The organism is Citrobacter sp. Cb023, from assembly GCF_030336805.1.
Taxonomy (GTDB): Bacteria; Pseudomonadota; Gammaproteobacteria; order Enterobacterales; family Enterobacteriaceae; genus Citrobacter; species Citrobacter braakii.
This window is the reverse complement of the sequence record NZ_JAOWCV010000029.1, coordinates 95,767-115,206: the sequence shown is the minus strand read 5'-3', so window position 1 is coordinate 115,206 and position 19,440 is coordinate 95,767. Positions and strand designations below refer to the sequence as shown.

General features: G+C 54.8%; 12 protein-coding genes. 10 read left to right on the top strand and 2 right to left on the bottom strand.

The window, feature by feature from the left end:
- Nucleotides 1-8: 8 nt before the first annotated feature.
- The gene (locus OGW44_RS05385; protein ID WP_016157133.1) at nucleotides 9-1,550 is read right to left on the bottom strand and encodes a PTS transporter subunit EIIC; all 1,542 of its coding nucleotides are present in this window, start codon (nucleotides 1,548-1,550) and stop codon (nucleotides 9-11) included.
- A gap of 163 nt (nucleotides 1,551-1,713) precedes the next feature.
- Nucleotides 1,714-2,574, bottom strand: coding sequence for a 3-mercaptopyruvate sulfurtransferase (gene sseA / locus OGW44_RS05380; protein ID WP_185654966.1), 861 nt, complete (start codon nucleotides 2,572-2,574; stop codon nucleotides 1,714-1,716).
- Nucleotides 2,575-2,781: 207 nt separating this feature from the next.
- Here sseA and OGW44_RS05375 point away from each other — a divergent pair, with 207 nt between their 5' ends.
- The 10 genes from OGW44_RS05375 to der all read left to right on the top strand — a co-directional run bounded on the left by OGW44_RS05375 (nucleotide 2,782) and on the right by der (nucleotide 19,238).
- Entirely contained in the window at nucleotides 2,782-7,716 is a 4,935-nt protein-coding gene (locus OGW44_RS05375) for an alpha-2-macroglobulin family protein (protein ID WP_185654967.1), read from the top strand.
- The gene (gene pbpC, locus OGW44_RS05370) at nucleotides 7,717-10,029 is read left to right on the top strand and encodes a peptidoglycan glycosyltransferase PbpC (RefSeq protein ID WP_019077381.1); all 2,313 of its coding nucleotides are present in this window, start codon (nucleotides 7,717-7,719) and stop codon (nucleotides 10,027-10,029) included. It begins immediately after the preceding gene.
- A 136-nt stretch (nucleotides 10,030-10,165) separates the two neighbouring features.
- Nucleotides 10,166-10,597, top strand: a complete 432-nt coding sequence (gene ndk / locus OGW44_RS05365) for a nucleoside-diphosphate kinase (RefSeq protein WP_185654968.1) — start codon at nucleotides 10,166-10,168, stop codon at nucleotides 10,595-10,597.
- Between the two features lie 256 nt (nucleotides 10,598-10,853).
- Nucleotides 10,854-12,020, top strand: coding sequence for a dual-specificity RNA methyltransferase RlmN (gene rlmN / locus OGW44_RS05360; protein ID WP_016154002.1), 1,167 nt, complete (start codon nucleotides 10,854-10,856; stop codon nucleotides 12,018-12,020).
- 284 nt (nucleotides 12,021-12,304) lie between these two features.
- Nucleotides 12,305-13,294, top strand: coding sequence for a cytoskeleton protein RodZ (gene rodZ / locus OGW44_RS05355; RefSeq protein ID WP_047501579.1), 990 nt, complete (start codon nucleotides 12,305-12,307; stop codon nucleotides 13,292-13,294).
- Between the two features lie 26 nt (nucleotides 13,295-13,320).
- Nucleotides 13,321-14,439: a flavodoxin-dependent (E)-4-hydroxy-3-methylbut-2-enyl-diphosphate synthase gene (gene ispG / locus OGW44_RS05350; protein WP_016154000.1), complete on the top strand. Its 1,119-nt coding sequence runs from the start codon at nucleotides 13,321-13,323 to the stop codon at nucleotides 14,437-14,439.
- Between the two features lie 110 nt (nucleotides 14,440-14,549).
- A complete protein-coding gene (hisS, locus tag OGW44_RS05345) occupies nucleotides 14,550-15,824 on the top strand; it encodes a histidine--tRNA ligase (RefSeq protein WP_019077380.1) in 1,275 nt (424 codons plus the stop codon).
- A gap of 13 nt (nucleotides 15,825-15,837) precedes the next feature.
- Entirely contained in the window at nucleotides 15,838-16,458 is a 621-nt protein-coding gene (locus OGW44_RS05340) for a YfgM family protein (protein WP_016157128.1), read from the top strand.
- A gap of 10 nt (nucleotides 16,459-16,468) precedes the next feature.
- Nucleotides 16,469-17,647, top strand: a complete 1,179-nt coding sequence (gene bamB / locus OGW44_RS05335; protein ID WP_016153997.1) for an outer membrane protein assembly factor BamB — start codon at nucleotides 16,469-16,471, stop codon at nucleotides 17,645-17,647.
- Nucleotides 17,648-17,765: 118 nt separating this feature from the next.
- Nucleotides 17,766-19,238: a ribosome biogenesis GTPase Der gene (gene der, locus OGW44_RS05330; protein WP_016153996.1), complete on the top strand. Its 1,473-nt coding sequence runs from the start codon at nucleotides 17,766-17,768 to the stop codon at nucleotides 19,236-19,238.
- Nucleotides 19,239-19,440: the final 202 nt, after the last annotated feature.

Here is a 19,440-nt window from a genome sequence, read left to right as displayed (position 1 = left end):
TGGCTCCTTCAGAGAAACGCCTCTACAGCTTCTCGCATTTTCTTAACGTGCAGTCCGTAGACCACCTGAACGTTATTACCTTGTTTAATGACGCCTTTCGCGCCGGTCGCTTTGAGCTGCGGCTCGTTGATGATGGCGATATCTTTCACGGTGACGCGCAGACGGGTGTAACAGTTATCAACCACTTCAATATTGGCGCGACCGCCCAGCCCGGCAATAATGGCTTCGCCAGAATCATCGCGGCCTTTTGCCTGATAATCTTTTTTGCTGTACAAACGTGTCTCCCGCGCGTCCTCCTCACGACCTGGCGTTTTCATATCGAAATAGCGGATAAGAAAGCGAAAGATGACGAAGTAGAGAACGAACATCATCATCCCGACCGCGATGTACATCGGCCAGTTAGCCTTTTCGACGCCCAGCGGCAGGTTGTAGAGAATGAAGTCAATGACGCCGTTGGCGCCGATGGCGTGAACATCCAGCAGAGAAAACAGCATCATGCCGATGCCGGTCAGCACCGCGTGTACCACAAACAGCAGCGGAGCGACAAACAGGAAGGAAAACTCAATGGGCTCGGTGACGCCGACCAGTAATGAGGTCAGCGCGGCGGGGAGCAGAATGGCCTTCGCGGCAGCCCTGCGTTGTGGCGTGGCCGTCATATACATAGCCAGCGCGGCGGCAGGCAAGCCAAACATTTTACTGATGCCGCGAGCGTCCCACACCACCGTATTGCTGAGCTGTGCCACTGTCGGACAGGCCATCTCGGCGAAATAGATGTTGCGCGCCCCCTGATACACATTACCGCAAACCTCGGCAGTGCCGCCCAGTTCGGTATACAGAAACGGCGTGTAAACCAGGTGGTGTAGTCCGGTCGGCACCAGAATGCGTTCAAGAAAACCGTAAATAGCGACGCCGTAAGGTCCAGCGTCTTTAATGGTCAACGCCATGGTACTGATGCCATGCTGAGCGAAAGGCCACAGTTCGCTCATCGCTACGCCGAGAAGCATTGAGGTGGGCAGAATAATGATGGCGACGAAACAGTGGCCTGAGTAAATCGCCATCGCACCGCTGAACTGCACGCCGGAATAGCGGTTATAGAGATAACCTGCCACGACGCCCAGCAAAATCCCGGCAAAAACGCCCATCTCCAGCACCTGCACGCCAAGCACCATACTCTGACCCGCACCGCGCATCTGATCCGTCGCAACCAGATCGCCGCGTAGCTGAAGCGTGACGTTCATCGCGTTGATAAAAACAATAAAAGCGACAAGACCTGTCAAGGCCGCATAACCTTTATCACGGGTGGCAAGGCCAATGGGAATGCCGACGGCGAAAACCAGCGCCAGATTTGCCAGTACAGATACGGCGGATTTCGCAATTAACTGACCACTGTTTTGTAAAATGGGATGAGCGAGAAAAGGCAAGTATTGCGCAAGATTGCCATTGCTAAGGACGTTACCGAAGGCAATGAATAAGCCCACGATCGGTAGAATGAGCACCGGACCATAGAGCGATTTGCCAAAATTTTGTAGGGCATTGACAGCTCTTTTCATCATGTTCTCTCTTATATGAACCGCACATCAGAGTGCGAAAACAGGACAAAGTTAGCAGCGTCAAAGGGGAGAATTCCAGCTATCTGGTTGTTTTAAAAACAAATGACGCATAACGTTACATGTAACGTTATGCGTTGTGAGCGGGGTAACAGCAGGGGGAGGGTTAAGCAGAGGGATTATGGGCGGCCGGTTCTACCGGTAAATCGTTACGCGCGCCCCATTCGCTCCATGCGCCGTCATACAATGCGACGTTAGAAACGCCCAGCGTGGCTAGCGCCAGCACAACCACCGCCGCCGTAACGCCTGAGCCGCAGCTGGCGATAATGGGACGGTCAAAGCTTACGCCGTGGCTGAAGAAAATAGCATCCAGTTCGTCGGTAGTTTTCAGTTCACCGTCACTAACCAGCTCTGTCCACGGTACGTTAAGCGCACCAGGCACATGGCCACGCTTGAGGCCCGGACGCGGCTCGTCAACTTCGGCATTAAAACGCGCAGCCGGTCGGGCATCGACGATCTGCGCCGTTTTTTCATGACTGGCCAGCAGTACGTCGGTAACGCGCACAACCGCTTCAGGCGTAAATGCCACGTTAAATTCACCTTCCGGTAAATCCTCATTTCCTTCTTTGAGCATTAGCTCATCGCGCTGCCAGCCAGCCAGACCGCCCGCCAGAATGGAGACATTCTCGACACCAAATGTCCGCAGCATCCACCATGCGCGTGGCGCGGAAAACAGGTTGCCATCATCGTAGACAACCAGGTGTTTATCCTGATGAACGCCCAATTCGCGCATCGCTACGGCAAAGGCTTCCGGTCGCGGCATCATATGCGGTAGCGGTGACGTATGGTCGGAAAGCGCTTCAATATCAAAAAAGACTGCGCCAGGAATATGGCCTGCACGATACTCCTCGCCAACATCACGATCTTCCTGTCCTGGAGGTGCCATCCGGGCATCAAGAATTTGTATTTCCGGGTCGTCAATGTGTTCGGCAAGCCAGTCGGCAGCGACAAAAAAGGCGGTGGTCATAGGCATCTCCATTTTTACCAGGTTTTGGCAAATTGTCGGATGTTTAGTGCAATGCGACAAGTAAAAGAGGCTGATTTGTCAGGCGAATCCACATTAATCACGAAAAAATAGGACAACGTAGAACAGTTACTGGCTTCCACAGCCGAAAATCTGACGCATAATAGTTGTTCTACGTAGCTAACGGGCCACTATGGCCAGGGATGAAAAATGAAACATTTACGCGTAGCGGCCTGTATGCTGATGCTGGCACTGGTTGGGTGCGATAATAATAACGAAAAATCACCGACGGCTGCGAAGCCTGATGCGCCTGCACCGCAGACTGCGCCAGCAAAAGATAAGGCCCAATTACAAAAGCTGATTCAGCAAAGCCAGGGCAAGCCGCTGACGTTGCTTGATGCCTCCGAGGTCCAACTCGACGGCGCGGCAACGCTTGTTTTGACCTTTTCCATTCCCCTCGATCCGGAACAAGATTTTTCTCGCGTAGTGCTCGTTGTTGATAAAAAAAGCGGAAAAGTGGATGGTGCCTGGGAGCTGGCGCCAAATCTAAAAGAGCTACGCTTACGCCATCTCGAACCTAATCGGGAACTGGTGGTTACCATTGAGCGTGATTTGCTGGCGCTGAATAAAGCGACGTTCGCTATCGATTATGAAAAAAATATTACCACCCGCGACGTCCAGCCAAGCGTAGGGTTCGCTAGTCGCGGCTCGCTGCTGCCGGGAAAAGTGATTGAAGGGTTACCGGTGATGGCCCTTAACGTTAATAGCGTGGATGTGAACTTCTTTCGCGTGAAGCCTGAATCGCTCGGTGCGTTTGTCAGCCAGTGGGAATACCGTAATTCGTTGTCAAACTGGGAGTCAGACAATCTGCTGAAAATGGCGGAGCTGGTTTATACCGGACGCTTTGACCTCAATCCTGAGCGTAACACCCGAGAGAAGCTGCTACTGCCACTGAGCGATATCAAGCCGTTGCAGCAAGCAGGCGTTTACATTGCGGTGATGAATCAGGCCGGACACTATAACTACAGCAATGCTGCTACGCTGTTTACGCTCAGTGACATTGGTGTCTCTGCGCACCGTTACCACAATCAACTGGATGTCTTTACGCAAAGTCTGGAAAACGGCGCTGCGCAGCAGGGTATTGAGGTCACGTTACTCAACGAAAAAGGGCAGGCGCTGGCGCAGGCTACCAGTGACGCGCAGGGTCACGTCAAGCTGGAAACCGATAAAGACGCGGCCTTATTGCTGGCCCGTAAAGACGGGCAAACCACGCTGCTGGACCTGAAGCTCCCGGCGTTGGATCTGGCTGAATTTGATATTGCCGGCGCGCCGGGATACAGCAAGCAGTTCTTTATGTTTGGCCCCCGTGACCTCTATCGCCCTGGCGAAACGGTGATCCTCAACGGATTACTGCGAGATAGCGACGGCAAAACGCTGCCTGACCAGCCGGTGAAGCTGGAGGTCGTTAAGCCCGACGGACAGGTGTTACGCTCGGTAGTGAGCCAGCCGGAAAACGGTCTGTATCGCTTTAGCTGGCCGCTGGACAGCAGCGCGCCAACCGGCATGTGGCATATTCGTGCCAATACTGGCGACAACCAGTCGCGGATGTGGGATTTCCACGTCGAAGATTTCATGCCTGAGCGGATGGCGCTCAATCTCACCGCCAATAAAATGCCGGTGGCTCCAACTGATGAAGTGAAGTTCTCGGTGGTGGGCTACTACCTGTACGGCGCGCCCGCCAACGGCAATGCTCTGCAAGGGCAGCTTTTCCTGCGCCCGTTGCGGGAAGCGGTGCAGGCATTACCGGGGTTCCAGTTTGGTAATATTGCCGAAGAAAATCTTTCTCGCAGCCTCGATGAGGTTCAGTTGACGCTGGATGACCACGGTCGCGGCGAAGTGACTTCCAGCAGCCAATGGCAGGAGACGCATTCTCCGTTACAGGTGATTCTGCAAGCCAGCCTGCTGGAGTCGGGTGGCCGTCCGGTGACGCGTCGGGTTGAACAAGCCATCTGGCCTGCGGATACGCTGCCAGGTATTCGTCCGCAGTTTGCGGCGAAAGCCGTTTATGACTACCGCACCGATACCACCGTCAATCAGCCTGGCGTTGATGAAAACAGCAATGCCGCTTTTGATATTGTGTATGCCGATGCGAAAGGCGAGAAAAAAGCGGTGTCCGGTTTACAGGTGCGTTTGATCCGTGAACGCCGTGATTATTACTGGAACTGGTCTGAAGGTGAGGGCTGGCAATCGCAGTTCGATCAAAAAGATCTGGTTGAGGGTGAGCAGACCCTGGATCTTAAGGCCGATGAGACCGGTAAAGTCAGCTTCCCTGTCGAGTGGGGTGCCTATCGCCTGGAAGTGAAAGCTCCGAATGATGCGGTGAGCAGCGTGCGCTTCTGGGCTGGTTATAGCTGGCAGGATAACAGCGACGGCAGCGGGGCAGTACGTCCCGATCGCGTGACCCTGAAACTGGATAAACCCGGCTATCGTCCCGGCGATACCATGAAGCTACACATTGCCGCACCCGCTGCAGGCAAAGGTTACGCGATGGTGGAGTCCAGCGAAGGCCCGCTGTGGTGGCAAGAGATAGACGTACCGACGGATGGTCTTGATATCTCCATCCCGGTCGATAAAACCTGGAATCGCCATGACTTGTATCTCAGCGCGCTGGTGGTTCGTCCTGGCGACAAGTCTCGTTCGGCAACGCCAAAGCGGGCAGTCGGCTTACTGCATTTGCCGTTAGGCGATGAAAACCGTCGTCTGGCGCTGGCGCTGGAAAGTCCGGCGAAAATGCGTCCAAATCAGCCGTTGACCGTCAAGATTAAAGCCAGCGTTAAAAATGGCGACGTGCCAAAACAGGTTAACGTGCTGGTCTCAGCCGTTGACAGCGGGGTGTTGAACATTACCGATTACGCCACGCCGGATCCGTGGCAGGCGTTTTTCGGGCAAAAACGCTATGGCGCGGATATTTATGATATTTACGGCCAGGTGATCGAAGGGCAAGGACGTCTGACGGCGCTGCGCTTTGGTGGTGATGGCGATGAGTTAAAACGCGGCGGCAAGCCACCGGTTAATCACGTCAATATTGTGGCGCAACAGGCGCTGCCGGTGACGCTTAACGAGCAGGGCGAAGGTACGGTGACGTTACCAATTGGTGATTTCAACGGCGAGCTGCGGGTAATGGCGCAAGCCTGGACGGCGGATGACTTTGGCAGTAGCGAAAGCAAAGTGATTGTCGCCGCGCCGGTAATTACTGAACTGAACATGCCGCGCTTTCTGGCGGGGGGGGATACCTCGCGCCTGACGCTGGACGTGACCAACCTGACTGACAAACCGCAAACGCTGATTATTAATCTCGCGGCCAGCGGTTTACTGGAGCTGATGGGGCAAGATCCCGCCCCGGTGAATCTGGCTCCAGGCGTACGGACTACGCTGTTTATTCCGGTGCGTGCGCGGGAGGGCTTTGGCGATGGCGAAATTCAGGCGCAAATTAGCGGTCTGAATCTACCGGGTGAAACGCTGCCTGTTCAGCATAAACAGTGGAAAATTGGCGTGCGACCGGCGTTCCCGGCGCAAACTGTTAATTACGGCGTCGCACTTCAGCCGGGCGCAACCTGGCAGCTTCCGGGCGAAGAACTGACGAATTTCTCTCCTGTGACGATGCAGGGACAACTGCTGTTCAGCGGTAAGCCACCGCTGAATCTGGCGCGCTATATCCGTGAACTGAAAGCTTACCCTTACGGTTGCCTCGAGCAAACGGCGAGCGGGTTGTTCCCATCCTTATACACCAATGCCGCGCAGTTGAAGGCGTTAGGTATCGCGGGCGACAGCGATGAAAAACGCCGTGCGGCAGTAGAGATTGGCATCTCTCGTTTACTGCAAATGCAGCGTGATAACGGCGGTTTTGCGCTGTGGGATAAGAACGGGTCGGAAGAGTACTGGCTGAGCGCGTATGTGATGGATTTCCTCGTTCGTGCGAATGAACAAGGCTATAGCGTTCCGGCAGAGGTGATTAACCGGGGTAACGAGCGGCTGCTGCGCTATTTGCAGGATCCGGGCATGATGTCGATTCGCTATACCGACGACGCATCAGCAAGCCGGTTTGCCGTACAGGCCTACGCCGCGCTGGTGCTGGCTCGTCAGCAGAAAGCCCCGCTCGGCGCGCTGCGTGAGATCTGGGAGCGTCGTGCACAGGCGGCTTCCGGTTTACCGCTGTTGCAACTGGGGATAGCGCTGAAAAACATGGGCGACGCCAACCGCAGTGAACAAGCGTTGACGCTGGCGCTGAATACGCCACGCCGTGATGCGCAGCAGTGGATGGCGGATTACGGCAGTCAGCTACGTGACAACGCGCTGATGCTGGCATTGTTGGAAGAGAACAAGCTTAAACCTGACGTGCAGAATACGCTGCTGAACACTTTGTCAGAACAGGCCTTTGGGCAGCGCTGGCTCTCTACTCAGGAAAACAATGCGCTGTTCCTTGCCGCGCGTACGTTACAGGACTTGCCTGGCTCGTGGCAGGCGCAAACGTCACTCTCTGAACAGGCGTTAGCCGGGGAGAAATCACAAACGCGTAATCTGGATGCTGACGCGCTGTCTACGCTGAACGTCACCAATACCGGTAATCTGCCGCTGTGGCTGCGTCTGGATGTGAGTGGTTACCCGCAAACCTCGCCGACGCCTGCCAGCAACGTCCTGCACATTGAGCGTCAGATCCTGGGACTCGACGGGAACAGCAAAGCGCTGGATTCTCTGCGCAGCGGCGAGCTGGTACTGGTCTGGCTGGAGGTGAAAGCCAGCCAGAACGTACCGGATGCGTTGGTGGTTGACTTACTGCCAGCCGGCCTGGAGCTGGAAAACCAGAATCTGGCCAACGGCAGCGCCAGCCTGCAGGACAGCGGCAGCGAGGTAGCGAATTTGCTCAATCAGATGCAGCAGGCGGATATCCAGCACGTTGAGTTCCGTGACGATCGCTTTGTCGCCGCGGTAGCGGTCAACGAAGGGCAGCCGGTGACGCTGGTCTATCTGGCGCGGGCGGTAACGCCGGGGACCTATCAGGTTCCTGTGCCGCAAGTGGAGTCAATGTATGTTCCGCAGTGGCGCGCGACCGGTGCGACAGAGGGGCTTTTGATTGTCAGACCGTAAATGATGCGCGGGTTGGGGAAACGCGGCTGCTGGCTCTGGCTGGCAGCCGTTGCGCTATTGCTGGTAGCGGTGGTTTGGGCGGCAGATAAAATCTGGCCGCTGCCGCTTCACGAAGTCGATCCGGCACGTGTCGTGGTGGCTTACGATGGTACGCCGCTATGGCGCTTCGCCGACGCGGACGGCATCTGGCGTTATCCGGTGACTATTGATGAGGTGTCCCCCCGTTACCTTGAGGCGTTAATCAACTACGAAGACCGCTGGTTCTGGAAACATCCCGGCGTCAATCCGTTTTCAGTGCTGCGCGCGGCATGGCAGGACCTCTCCTCAGGTCGCGTCGTTTCAGGCGGCAGTACGCTCACCATGCAGGTCGCACGATTGCTCGATCCCCACCCGCGAACTTTCGGCGGCAAGTTCCGCCAGCTCTGGCGCGCATTGCAGCTGGAATGGCATCTTTCTAAGCGCGACATCCTGACGCTATATCTTAACCGTGCGCCGTTTGGCGGCACGCTGCAGGGCGTGGGTGCTGCGAGCTGGGCCTACCTTGGTAAATCACCCGCACAGTTGAGTTATTCCGATGCCGCGCTGCTGGCCGTGTTGCCGCAGGCACCGAGCCGTCTGCGCCCGGACCGCTGGCCGGACCGCGCTGAAGCGGCGCGCAATAAAGTGCTTGAGCGCATGGCGACGCAGGGCGTTTGGCCTGCCAGACAGGTGCAGGAGTCACGCGAAGAACCGGTCTGGCTGGCGCCCAGACAAATGCCGCAGTTAGCGCCGTTATTCTCGCGCATGATGCTGGGAAAAAGCCGGAGCGATAAAATCGTGACCACCCTTGACGCCGGATTGCAGCGCCAACTGGAAGAGCTGGCGCAAAACTGGAAGGGCCGCTTACCTGCGCGCAGTTCGCTGGCGATGATTGTGGTCGATCACACTGATATGAGCGTGCGTGGCTGGGTGGGGTCGGTAGATATGAATGACGACTCCCGCTTTGGCCATGTGGATATGGTGAATGCGATCCGCTCGCCGGGCTCGGTGCTGAAGCCGTTTATCTATGGTCTGGCGCTGGATGACGGATTAATTCATCCTGCTTCATTGTTGCAGGATGTGCCGCGTCGAACCGGAGATTATCGACCAGGGAATTTTGACAGTGGTTTTCATGGCCCGGTGAGTATGAGCGAAGCGCTGGTGCGCTCGCTAAATTTACCCGCCGTGCAGGTACTTGAAGCCTATGGCCCGAAGCGTTTTGCCGCATCGTTACGTAACGTTGGCTTACCGCTGTATCTGCCCGCAGGTGCCGCACCGAATCTGTCGCTGATTTTGGGCGGGGCAGGGGCCAGACTGGAAGACATGGCGGCGGCGTACAGTGCCTTTGCCCGTCAGGGAAAAGCGGGAAAACTGCGCCTGCAGCCAGACGATCCACTGCTGGAGCGTCCGTTGATGTCGGTAGGCGCGGCGTGGATTATTCGCCGCATTATGGCTGACGAAGCGCAACCGCTGCCGGATAACGCGCTGAGCAGAGTGGTTCCGCTGGCGTGGAAAACGGGTACCAGTTATGGCTATCGCGATGCGTGGGCGATTGGCGTTAACGCCCGTTATGTGATGGGGATCTGGACCGGCAGACCCGACGGTACGCCGGTGGTGGGCCAGTTTGGTTTTGCCAGCGCCGTGCCGCTGCTCAATCAGGTCAACAATCTTTTGCTCTCTCGCGGGACAAATCAGCCGGAGGATCCGCGCCCTGAATCCGTTAGCCGCGGCGTAGTGTGCTGGCCGGGCGGGCAGTCACTTGCGCCCGGAGACAGCAACTGTCGACGCCGTCTGGCAACCTGGCTGCTGGACGGCAGCCAGCCGCCCACGTTATTATTGCCCGAACAGGAGGGTGTGAGTGGCATTCGTTTCCCCGTCTGGCTGGATGATGAAGGCAAACGTGTGGCGGCGGATTGCCCGCAGGCGCGCGAACAAACGTTAATCGTCTGGCCTTTACCGCTGGAGCCATGGCTGCCGGAGTCAGAGCGCCGTGGGGCGAGATTACCGCCGGTTTCTGCCACGTGTCCGCCGCTGGGGCAGGATGCTTCGCTGCCGTTGCAGTTGACAGGGGTTCGTGATGGCGCGATCGTGAAGCGTTTACCCGGTTCTGCGCTGGCCTCATTGCCGGTACAAACCAGCGGTGGGACTGGCGATCGCTGGTGGTTTCTTAACGGTGAACGGCTGGATGAACGCGGACGCCGTCTTACGCTACGGCTGGCGACCAAAGGGGATTATCAACTGCTGGTAATGGATGACGCCGGACAGGTGGCGACGGTGAGATTTTCGTTGCAGTAGACCACCAGGTGATTTTTGTTGCTAAAATTCATCTTATTTTAAAGAAATGTTATCTTCGTCAATAGTCAATTGCCGGGATGCTCTTTATAATCCGCGCCAGGTAAACAACAACAAAACATCTTTTTCAGAGGTAATCATGGCTATTGAACGTACTTTTTCCATCATCAAACCAAACGCGGTGGCAAAAAACGTTATTGGGAGCATCTTTGCGCGCTTTGAAGCAGCAGGGTTCAAAATTGTCGGTACTAAAATGCTGCACCTGACCGTTGAGCAGGCGCGTGGCTTCTATGCTGAGCATGATGGTAAGCCGTTCTTTGACGGTCTGGTTGAATTCATGACCTCCGGTCCGATCGTTGTTTCTGTTCTGGAAAGCGAAAATGCCGTACAGCGTCACCGTGATCTGCTGGGTGCAACCAACCCGGTGAATGCGCTGGCGGGTACTCTGCGTGCAGACTACGCTGATAGCTTCACCGAGAACGGTACTCACGGTTCCGACTCCGTTGAATCTGCCGCGCGTGAAATCGCCTATTTCTTCGGTGAAGGCGAGGTTTGCCCGCGCACGCGCTAATCTCCTGCGTTTTTCACATCGCATAGTTTTCTATGCTTTCAGGGAGGCTCGAACGTGCCGCTTTCCTGCGATGCGAAATCCTTTGGAGAGGAATTAGCGATTTACATATTATTTTCGCTAATGCTTCGTGCAAACGTGGCATCCCTGCGCCAGACTTTGTACAATGCAACGCCCCGGAAGAGCAGAACGCTTGCCGGGGCGTTTCTTTTTAACCCTCCACGGGCCACAACGTGTAACAACGAGGCCGGAAAAAATTATGTCTGAATTAGTTAACACCTCTGAAGTCGTCATTCCTGCGGTTCCAAATAAAAATGGAAAAATCAACCTGCTGGATCTGAACCGTCAGCAAATGCGCGAATTCTTCAAAGATATGGGTGAAAAACCGTTTCGTGCCGATCAGGTCATGAAGTGGATGTACCACTATTGCAGCGACAACTTTGATGACATGACTGACATCAATAAGGTGCTGCGTAACAAGCTGAAAGAAGTGGCTGAAATTCGCGCCCCGGAAGTGGTGGAAGAGCAGCGTTCCTCTGACGGTACGATCAAATGGGCCATCGCGGTTGGCGATCAGCGCGTAGAAACCGTGTATATCCCGGAAGACGATCGCGCGACCCTGTGTGTTTCTTCACAGGTCGGTTGTGCATTAGAGTGTAAATTCTGCTCTACGGCGCAACAGGGCTTTAACCGTAACCTGCGGGTGTCGGAAATCATTGGTCAGGTCTGGCGTGCGGCGAAAATCGTCGGCGCGGTGAAAGCAACGGGCGTGCGTCCTATCACCAACGTGGTGATGATGGGGATGGGCGAGCCGCTGCTCAACCTGACCAACGTGGTGCCAGCGATGGAAATCATGCTGGATGACTTCGGTTTTGGGCTGTCCAAGCGTCGCGTCACGCTCTCCACCTCAGGCGTTGTCCCTGCGCTGGATAAGCTGGGCGATATGATTGATGTCGCGCTGGCGATTTCTCTGCATGCGCCGAACGATGAAATTCGTGACGAAATTGTACCTATCAACAAAAAGTACAATATCGAAACATTCCTTGGCGCGGTTCGTCGTTATCTGGAGAAATCCAACGCTAACCAGGGTCGTGTGACCATTGAGTATGTGATGTTAGATCACATCAATGATGGTACTGAACACGCGCATCAGTTGGCAGAGCTGCTGAAAGATACGCCGTGTAAGATTAACCTGATCCCGTGGAACCCGTTCCCTGGCGCGCCGTATGGCCGTAGCTCTAACAGCCGTATCGATCGTTTCTCCAAAGTGTTGATGAGCTATGGTTTCACTACCATCGTGCGTAAAACACGTGGCGATGACATCGATGCAGCCTGCGGTCAGCTGGCGGGTGACGTTATCGACCGTACCAAGCGTACTCTGCGTAAGCGTATGCAGGGCGACGCTATCGATATCAAGACCGTTTGATGTTGAGTGCACTACGGTATAATTCATGTACCGTAGTGCAACGTAAGCCAAATGAGGTTCTTTGTTGTTTTCGTGAGGTCAATAATAACGGTGCGTTTTTGTCGACTTTAAGGCAGTATGTAACGGCGCAACAAGCCTTTAGCCCTCAGGTTTACGTTGTTTTGTCTTTGATAGTCTGACCGTTTTATACTGTCTGACGAAGGTTAACTGACCAGATGTTTCGCGGTGTGGGTGAGCATTGTGGCTCGCCGGCATCAGAACCCAAATTTACGCAGCTGTAGCGAATGAATACTGAAGCCACGCACGACAAAAATGAAGCACTATCCACCGGCGTTCGTCTGCGCAATGCCCGTGAACAACTCGGATTCAGCCAGCAGGCAGTCGCGGAGCGACTTTGCCTGAAGGTCTCCACGGTACGTGATATTGAAGAAGATAAGGCGCCAGCCGATCTCGCTTCAACATTCCTGCGCGGGTATATCCGTTCTTATGCGCGTCTGGTGCATATTCCTGAAGAAGAACTGTTGCCAGGGCTGGAAAAACAGGCTCCGATTCGCCCAGCCAAAGTCGCACCGATGCAGAGCTTCTCGCTCGGTAAGCGTCGTAAAAAACGCGACGGCTGGTTAATGACCTTTACCTGGCTGGTGCTGTTTGTCGTTGTCGGACTGACGGGAGCCTGGTGGTGGCAGAACCATAAAGCGCAGCAGGAAGAGATCACCACCATGGCCGATCAATCCTCCGCTGAGCTGAATGCCGGTAAAGATGGTGCGCAGAACGTACCGTTAGATACCAGCGCCGCAGCGGGCCAGGATACTACCCCGGCTCCAGACGATGGCGCGGTGGCGGACGCAGCGCCTACGCCAGATGTTGCTGCAACCCCGGCACCTGCCGCTGATGCGCAGCAGAATGCCGTTGTGGCACCTTCTCAGGCTAACGTCGATACCGCAACTGCAGCGCCAGCTACCGCGGCGCCGCTGCCAACTGACCAGGCGGGTGTCACTACCCCAGCAGCCGATTCTAACGCACTGGTAATGAACTTTACCGCCGATTGCTGGCTGGAAGTGACCGATGCGACCGGAAAAAAACTGTTCAGTGGTATGCAGCGTAAGGACGGCAATCTGAATCTGACGGGTCAGGCGCCGTACAAACTGAAAATTGGCGCTCCGGCGGCAGTGCAAATTCAGTTCCAGGGTAAACCTGTCGATCTGAGTCGTTTTATCAGAACTAACCAGGTTGCGCGTCTGACCGTTAATGCCGAACAATCACCGGCTCAGTAACAGACGGCAATGCGGGAGATTTTTTAATGCATAACCAGGCTCCAATTCAACGTAGAAAATCGACACGCATTTACGTTGGGAACGTGCCGATCGGCGATGGCGCGCCCATCGCCGTACAGTCTATGACCAATACGCGTACCACAGATGTGGAAGCGACGGTTAATCAGATCAAAGCGCTGGAACGCGTCGGCGCAGATATTGTTCGTGTCTCTGTACCGACAATGGATGCCGCAGAAGCGTTCAAGCTTATCAAACAGCAGGTTAATGTCCCGCTGGTTGCCGATATTCACTTCGACTATCGTATCGCGCTGAAGGTGGCGGAATACGGCGTCGATTGCCTGCGTATCAACCCAGGCAATATCGGTAATGAAGAGCGTATACGCATGGTAGTGGACTGCGCTCGTGATAAAAATATTCCTATCCGTATCGGCGTCAACGCCGGATCGCTGGAAAAAGATCTGCAGGAAAAATACGGTGAACCGACGCCGCAGGCGCTGCTGGAATCCGCTATGCGCCATGTGGATCACCTCGATCGTCTGAACTTCGATCAATTCAAAGTCAGCGTTAAAGCGTCTGACGTTTTCCTCGCCGTAGAATCCTATCGCCTGCTGGCGAAACAGATCGATCAACCGCTGCATTTGGGGATCACCGAAGCCGGTGGTGCACGCAGTGGGGCGGTAAAATCAGCGATCGGTTTAGGATTGCTGTTGTCCGAAGGGATCGGCGATACGCTGCGTGTCTCTCTGGCAGCGGATCCGGTGGAAGAGATCAAGGTTGGCTTCGATATCCTGAAATCGCTGCGCATTCGTGCGCGCGGGATCAACTTTATCGCCTGCCCAACCTGCTCGCGTCAGGAGTTCGACGTTATCGGTACGGTGAACGCGCTGGAACAACGTCTGGAAGATATCATTACGCCAATGGATGTTTCGATTATCGGCTGCGTGGTGAACGGTCCTGGCGAAGCGCTGGTTTCTACGCTGGGCGTGACGGGCGGTAACAAGAAAAGCGGTCTGTATGAAGACGGCGTGCGTAAGGATCGACTCGATAACGACGATATGATTACGCAGCTTGAAGCCCGCATTCGCGCCAAAGCGAGTATCCTGGACGAAGCGCGTCGTATTGACGTGCAGCAGCTTGAAAAATAACAACGTGATGGGAAGCGGCGTGCTTCCCGTGTATGATTGAACCCGCATGGCGCCCGCATTGTTCGGGTTAGCGCTGAGGGTTCATTTTTATATTCATAAAGAGAATAAACGTGGCAAAAAACATTCAAGCCATTCGCGGCATGAACGATTATCTGCCTGGCGAAACCGCCATCTGGCAGCGCATTGAAGGCACTCTCAAAAACGTGCTCGGCAGCTACGGTTACAGTGAAATCCGCTTGCCGATTGTAGAGCAGACCCCGTTATTCAAACGCGCGATCGGTGAAGTCACCGACGTGGTTGAAAAAGAGATGTATACCTTTGAGGACCGTAATGGCGACAGCCTGACGTTGCGTCCTGAAGGGACTGCGGGCTGCGTACGCGCCGGCATCGAACATGGTCTCCTGTACAATCAGGAACAGCGTCTGTGGTATATCGGGCCGATGTTCCGCCACGAACGTCCGCAAAAAGGGCGCTATCGTCAATTCCATCAGCTGGGTGTCGAAGTGTTTGGCCTGCAAGGTCCGGACATCGATGCTGAACTGATTATGCTGACCGCTCGCTGGTGGCGCGCGCTGGGTATTTCTCAGCATGTCAGCCTTGAGCTGAACTCAATTGGTTCGCTTGAAGCCCGCGCTAACTACCGTGATGCGCTGGTCGCCTACCTGGAACAGCACAAAGAGAAACTGGACGAAGACTGCAAGCGCCGTATGTACACTAACCCGCTGCGCGTTCTCGACTCCAAAAACCCGGAAGTACAGGCGCTGCTCAACGACGCACCTGCGCTGGGCGACTATCTTGATGACGACTCTCGCGAGCACTTTGCGGGCCTGTGCAAACTGCTGGAATCCGCAGGTATTGCCTACACCGTCAATCAGCGTCTGGTTCGTGGTCTTGATTATTACAACCGCACCGTATTTGAGTGGGTCACCAGCAGCCTGGGCTCTCAGGGTACCGTGTGTGCCGGTGGGCGTTACGACGGTCTGGTAGAGCAACTTGGCGGTCGCGCAACGCCGGCCGTGGGTTTTGCCATGGGTCTGGAACGACTTGTTTTGTTAGTTCAGGCAGTTAATCCGGAATTTAACGCAGATCCTGTTGTCGATATATACCTGGTCGCTTCGGGGGCGGATACGCAGTCGGCGGCAATGCGGCTTGCAGAACGTCTGCGCGATGAAGTTCCTGGTGTGAAACTGATGACAAACCACGGTGGCGGCAACTTTAAGAAACAGTTCGCCCGCGCCGACAAGTGGGGCGCCCGCGTTGCACTGGTACTGGGCGAGTCCGAAGTGGCTGACGGTACTGTTGTAGTGAAGGATTTGCGCTCTGGTGAGCAAACGGCAGTAGCGCAGGATAGCGTTGCCGCGCATTTGCGCACTCTACTGGGCTAAGGAGAAGGACAGCGTGGAAATTTACGAGAACGAAAACGACCAGATTGATGCAGTAAAACGCTTCTTTGCTGAAAACGGCAAAGCGCTGGCTGTTGGGGTCATTTTAGGGGTTGGCGCGCTGGTTGGCTGGCGTTACTGGACCAGCCATCAGACGGAGTCCGCACGCTCTGCTTCTCTGGCATATCAAAATACGGTGACTGCGGTTAGCGCGGGTAAACCGGATAGCCTTCCTGCTGCAGAGAAATTTGCCGCAGAAAACAAAAATACCTACGGCGCGTTAGCTTCACTGGAACTGGCGCAGCAGTTTGTTGACCAAAATGAACTTGAGAAAGCCGCAAGCCAGCTGCAACAAGGCTTAGCAGCGACCAGCGATGAGAATCTCAAAGCGGTGATTAATCTGCGTCTGGCTCGTGTTCAGGTTCAGCTTAAACAGGCTGATACCGCGCTGAAAACACTCGACACCATTAAAGGTGAAGGGTGGACGGCCATTGTTGCCGACCTGCGCGGTGAAGCATTGCTGAGCAAAGGCGATAAACAAGGTGCGCGTAGCGCATGGGAAGCGGGCGTGAAAAGCGATGCCTCTCCTGCTCTGAGCGAAATGATGCAGATGAAAATCAATAATTTGTCCATCTGAGAGGGACCCGATGCAATTGCGTAAATTACTTCTGCCAGGGCTGCTTTCCGTTACCCTATTGAGCGGCTGTTCACTGTTTAGTGGCGAAGAAGATGTCGTTAAGATGTCCCCATTACCGGTGGTTGAAAACCAGTTTACTCCGTCTACGGACTGGAGCACCTCTGTAGGTAACGGTATTGGTGATTTCTATTCCAATCTTCATCCTGCGCTGGCGGATAACGTTGTCTATGCAGCCGATCGCGCCGGCGTCGTTAAGGCGTTAAATGCGGACGACGGCAAAGAAGTCTGGTCTGTTAATCTGGGTGAGAAAGACGGCTGGTTCTCCCGCGCATCTGCACAGCTTTCTGGCGGTGTAACCGTGTCCGGTGGCCATGTTTACATTGGCAGCGAAAAAGCGCAGGTTTATGCGCTGAACACCAGCGATGGTACCACCGCATGGCAGACGAAAGTTGCCGGTGAAGCGCTGTCTCGTCCTGTTGTGAGCGATGGCGTGGTATTAATCCACACCAGTAACGGTCAGTTGCAGGCCTTGAACGAAGCTGACGGCGCTATCAAATGGACCGTTAACCTCGACATGCCTTCTCTGTCTCTGCGCGGCGAATCTGCCCCAGCGACCGCCTTTGGCGCAGCTATCGTTGGCGGTGATAACGGCCGCGTAAGCGCCGTGCTGATGCAGCAGGGCCAGATGATTTGGCAGCAGCGTATTTCTCAGGCGACAGGTCCAACGGAAATCGATCGTCTGAGCGACGTTGATACCACGCCGGTTATCGTCAATGGCGTTGTCTACGCGCTGGCTTATAATGGTAACCTGACGGCGCTGGATCTGCGCAGCGGTCAGATCATGTGGAAACGTGAACTGGGCTCAGTGAATGATTTCATCGTCGACGGTAACCGTATCTACCTGGTTGACCAGAACGACCGTGTACTGGCGCTGACCACCGACGGCGGTGTGACGCTGTGGACGCAAAGCGATCTGCTGCACCGTCTGCTGACGTCCCCGGTATTGTATAACGGCAATCTGGTCGTGGGTGATAGCGAAGGCTACCTGCACTGGATTAACGTTGACGATGGCCGCTTTGTCGCCCAGCAGAAAGTTGACAGCTCTGGTTTCCTGACCGAGCCGGTCTCTGCTGATGGTAAACTGCTGATCCAGGCGAAAGACGGTACGCTGTACTCTATTACGCGTTAATCGTCCCGGCCGCTCGCTTTGAAAAACGGCTCCTGGTGCAGGGGCCGTTTTACTGTTTTTAACAACGGCGCAAAAAATGTGCCCGTTGTCTGATGATTTATTAAATGAGGCTTTAAACATGGTACCTGTGGTCGCGCTTGTCGGGCGCCCTAACGTTGGCAAATCCACGTTATTTAACCGTCTAACTCGCACCCGAGATGCGCTGGTTGCGGATTTCCCGGGTCTGACTCGTGACCGTAAGTACGGTCGTGCGGAAATTGAAGGCCGCGAGTTTATCTGTATTGATACCGGCGGTATTGATGGCACCGAAGACGGTGTAGAAACCCGCATGGCGGAACAGTCGCTGTTGGCGATCGAAGAAGCGGACGTTGTGCTGTTCATGGTAGATGCACGTGCTGGCCTGATGCCTGCGGATGAAGCCATTGCGAAACATCTGCGTTCGCGCCAGAAACCGACGTTCCTGGTAGCCAACAAAACTGACGGACTCGATCCTGATCAGGCGGTCGTCGATTTCTACTCGCTGGGTCTGGGTGAAATTTATCCGATCGCGGCATCCCATGGTCGTGGCGTTCTCAGCCTGCTGGAGCATGTTCTGCTGCCGTGGATGGATGACGTTGCTCCTCAGGAAGAGGTGGATGAAGATGCAGAATATTGGGCGCAACTGGAAGCCGAAGAGAACGGCGAAGAAGAGCCTGAAGATGACTTCAATCCGCAGGATCTGCCGATCAAACTGGCGATTGTTGGTCGCCCGAACGTAGGTAAGTCCACGCTTACTAACCGTATTCTCGGCGAAGACCGCGTAGTGGTTTACGACATGCCGGGGACCACGCGTGACAGTATTTATATCCCGATGCAACGCGATGAGCGCGAATATGTGCTCATTGATACCGCGGGCGTGCGTAAGCGCGGCAAAATTACCGAAGCAGTAGAAAAATTCTCAGTTATCAAAACGCTGCAGGCGATTGAAGATGCCAACGTGGTGATGCTGGTGATTGACGCGCGCGAAGGTATTTCCGATCAGGACCTGTCGCTGCTGGGCTTTATCCTCAATAGTGGGCGTTCACTTGTTATTGTGGTCAACAAGTGGGATGGCCTGACGCAGGAAGTGAAAGAGCAGGTCAAAGAGACTTTGGACTTCCGTCTGGGCTTTATTGATTTTGCGCGTGTACACTTCATCTCTGCGCTGCACGGCAGCGGCGTGGGTAATCTGTTTGAATCGGTCCGCGAAGCGTATGACAGCTCCACCCGTCGCGTCAGCACCGCGATGCTGACGCGTATTATGACTATGGCGGCAGAAGATCATCAGCCGCCGCTGGTGCGTGGTCGTCGTGTGAAGCTGAAATATGCCCACGCCGGTGGTTATAACCCACCAATCGTGGTGATTCACGGCAACCAGGTCAAAGACCTGCCGGATTCCTACAAGCGCTATCTGATGAACTATTTCCGTAAGTCTTTGGATGTGATGGGGACGCCGATCCGCATTCAGTTCAAAGAAGGGGAAAACCCGTTTGCGAACAAGCGTAATACGCTGACGCCGACGCAGATGCGTAAACGTAAGCGTTTGATAAAACACATCAAAAAAAGCAAGTAACCGTTGCTGATGCTGATAAAAACCCGTGCTTGTCGCGGGTTTTTTTTCGAAGTTCCATCGCCAGCCTCAGCCCGTGCGATGTCAATCACTATTCATTTTTTACCAAGTTTAAATCTAAGAAAGTAGACATTTGTCGAGTTTTCGTCTTAAAGTCCGGGGGCTGGTACTAGACAAAACTAGCCTTAGGTTATCAAATGGTTAA

Excerpts from the sequence above, each read along its gene's own strand:
- OGW44_RS05385 (WP_016157133.1), bottom strand. The coding sequence starts at position 1,550 with ATGAAAAGAGCTGTCAATGCCCTACAAAATTTTGGCAAATCGCTCTAT.
- sseA (WP_185654966.1), bottom strand. The coding sequence starts at position 2,574 with ATGACCACCGCCTTTTTTGTCGCTGCCGACTGGCTTGCCGAACACATT.
- OGW44_RS05375 (WP_185654967.1), top strand. The coding sequence starts at position 2,782 with ATGAAACATTTACGCGTAGCGGCCTGTATGCTGATGCTGGCACTGGTT.
- pbpC (WP_019077381.1), top strand. The coding sequence starts at position 7,717 with ATGATGCGCGGGTTGGGGAAACGCGGCTGCTGGCTCTGGCTGGCAGCC.
- ndk (WP_185654968.1), top strand. The coding sequence starts at position 10,166 with ATGGCTATTGAACGTACTTTTTCCATCATCAAACCAAACGCGGTGGCA.
- rlmN (WP_016154002.1), top strand. The coding sequence starts at position 10,854 with ATGTCTGAATTAGTTAACACCTCTGAAGTCGTCATTCCTGCGGTTCCA.
- rodZ (WP_047501579.1), top strand. The coding sequence starts at position 12,305 with ATGAATACTGAAGCCACGCACGACAAAAATGAAGCACTATCCACCGGC.
- ispG (WP_016154000.1), top strand. The coding sequence starts at position 13,321 with ATGCATAACCAGGCTCCAATTCAACGTAGAAAATCGACACGCATTTAC.
- bamB (WP_016153997.1), top strand. The coding sequence starts at position 16,469 with ATGCAATTGCGTAAATTACTTCTGCCAGGGCTGCTTTCCGTTACCCTA.
- der (WP_016153996.1), top strand. The coding sequence starts at position 17,766 with ATGGTACCTGTGGTCGCGCTTGTCGGGCGCCCTAACGTTGGCAAATCC.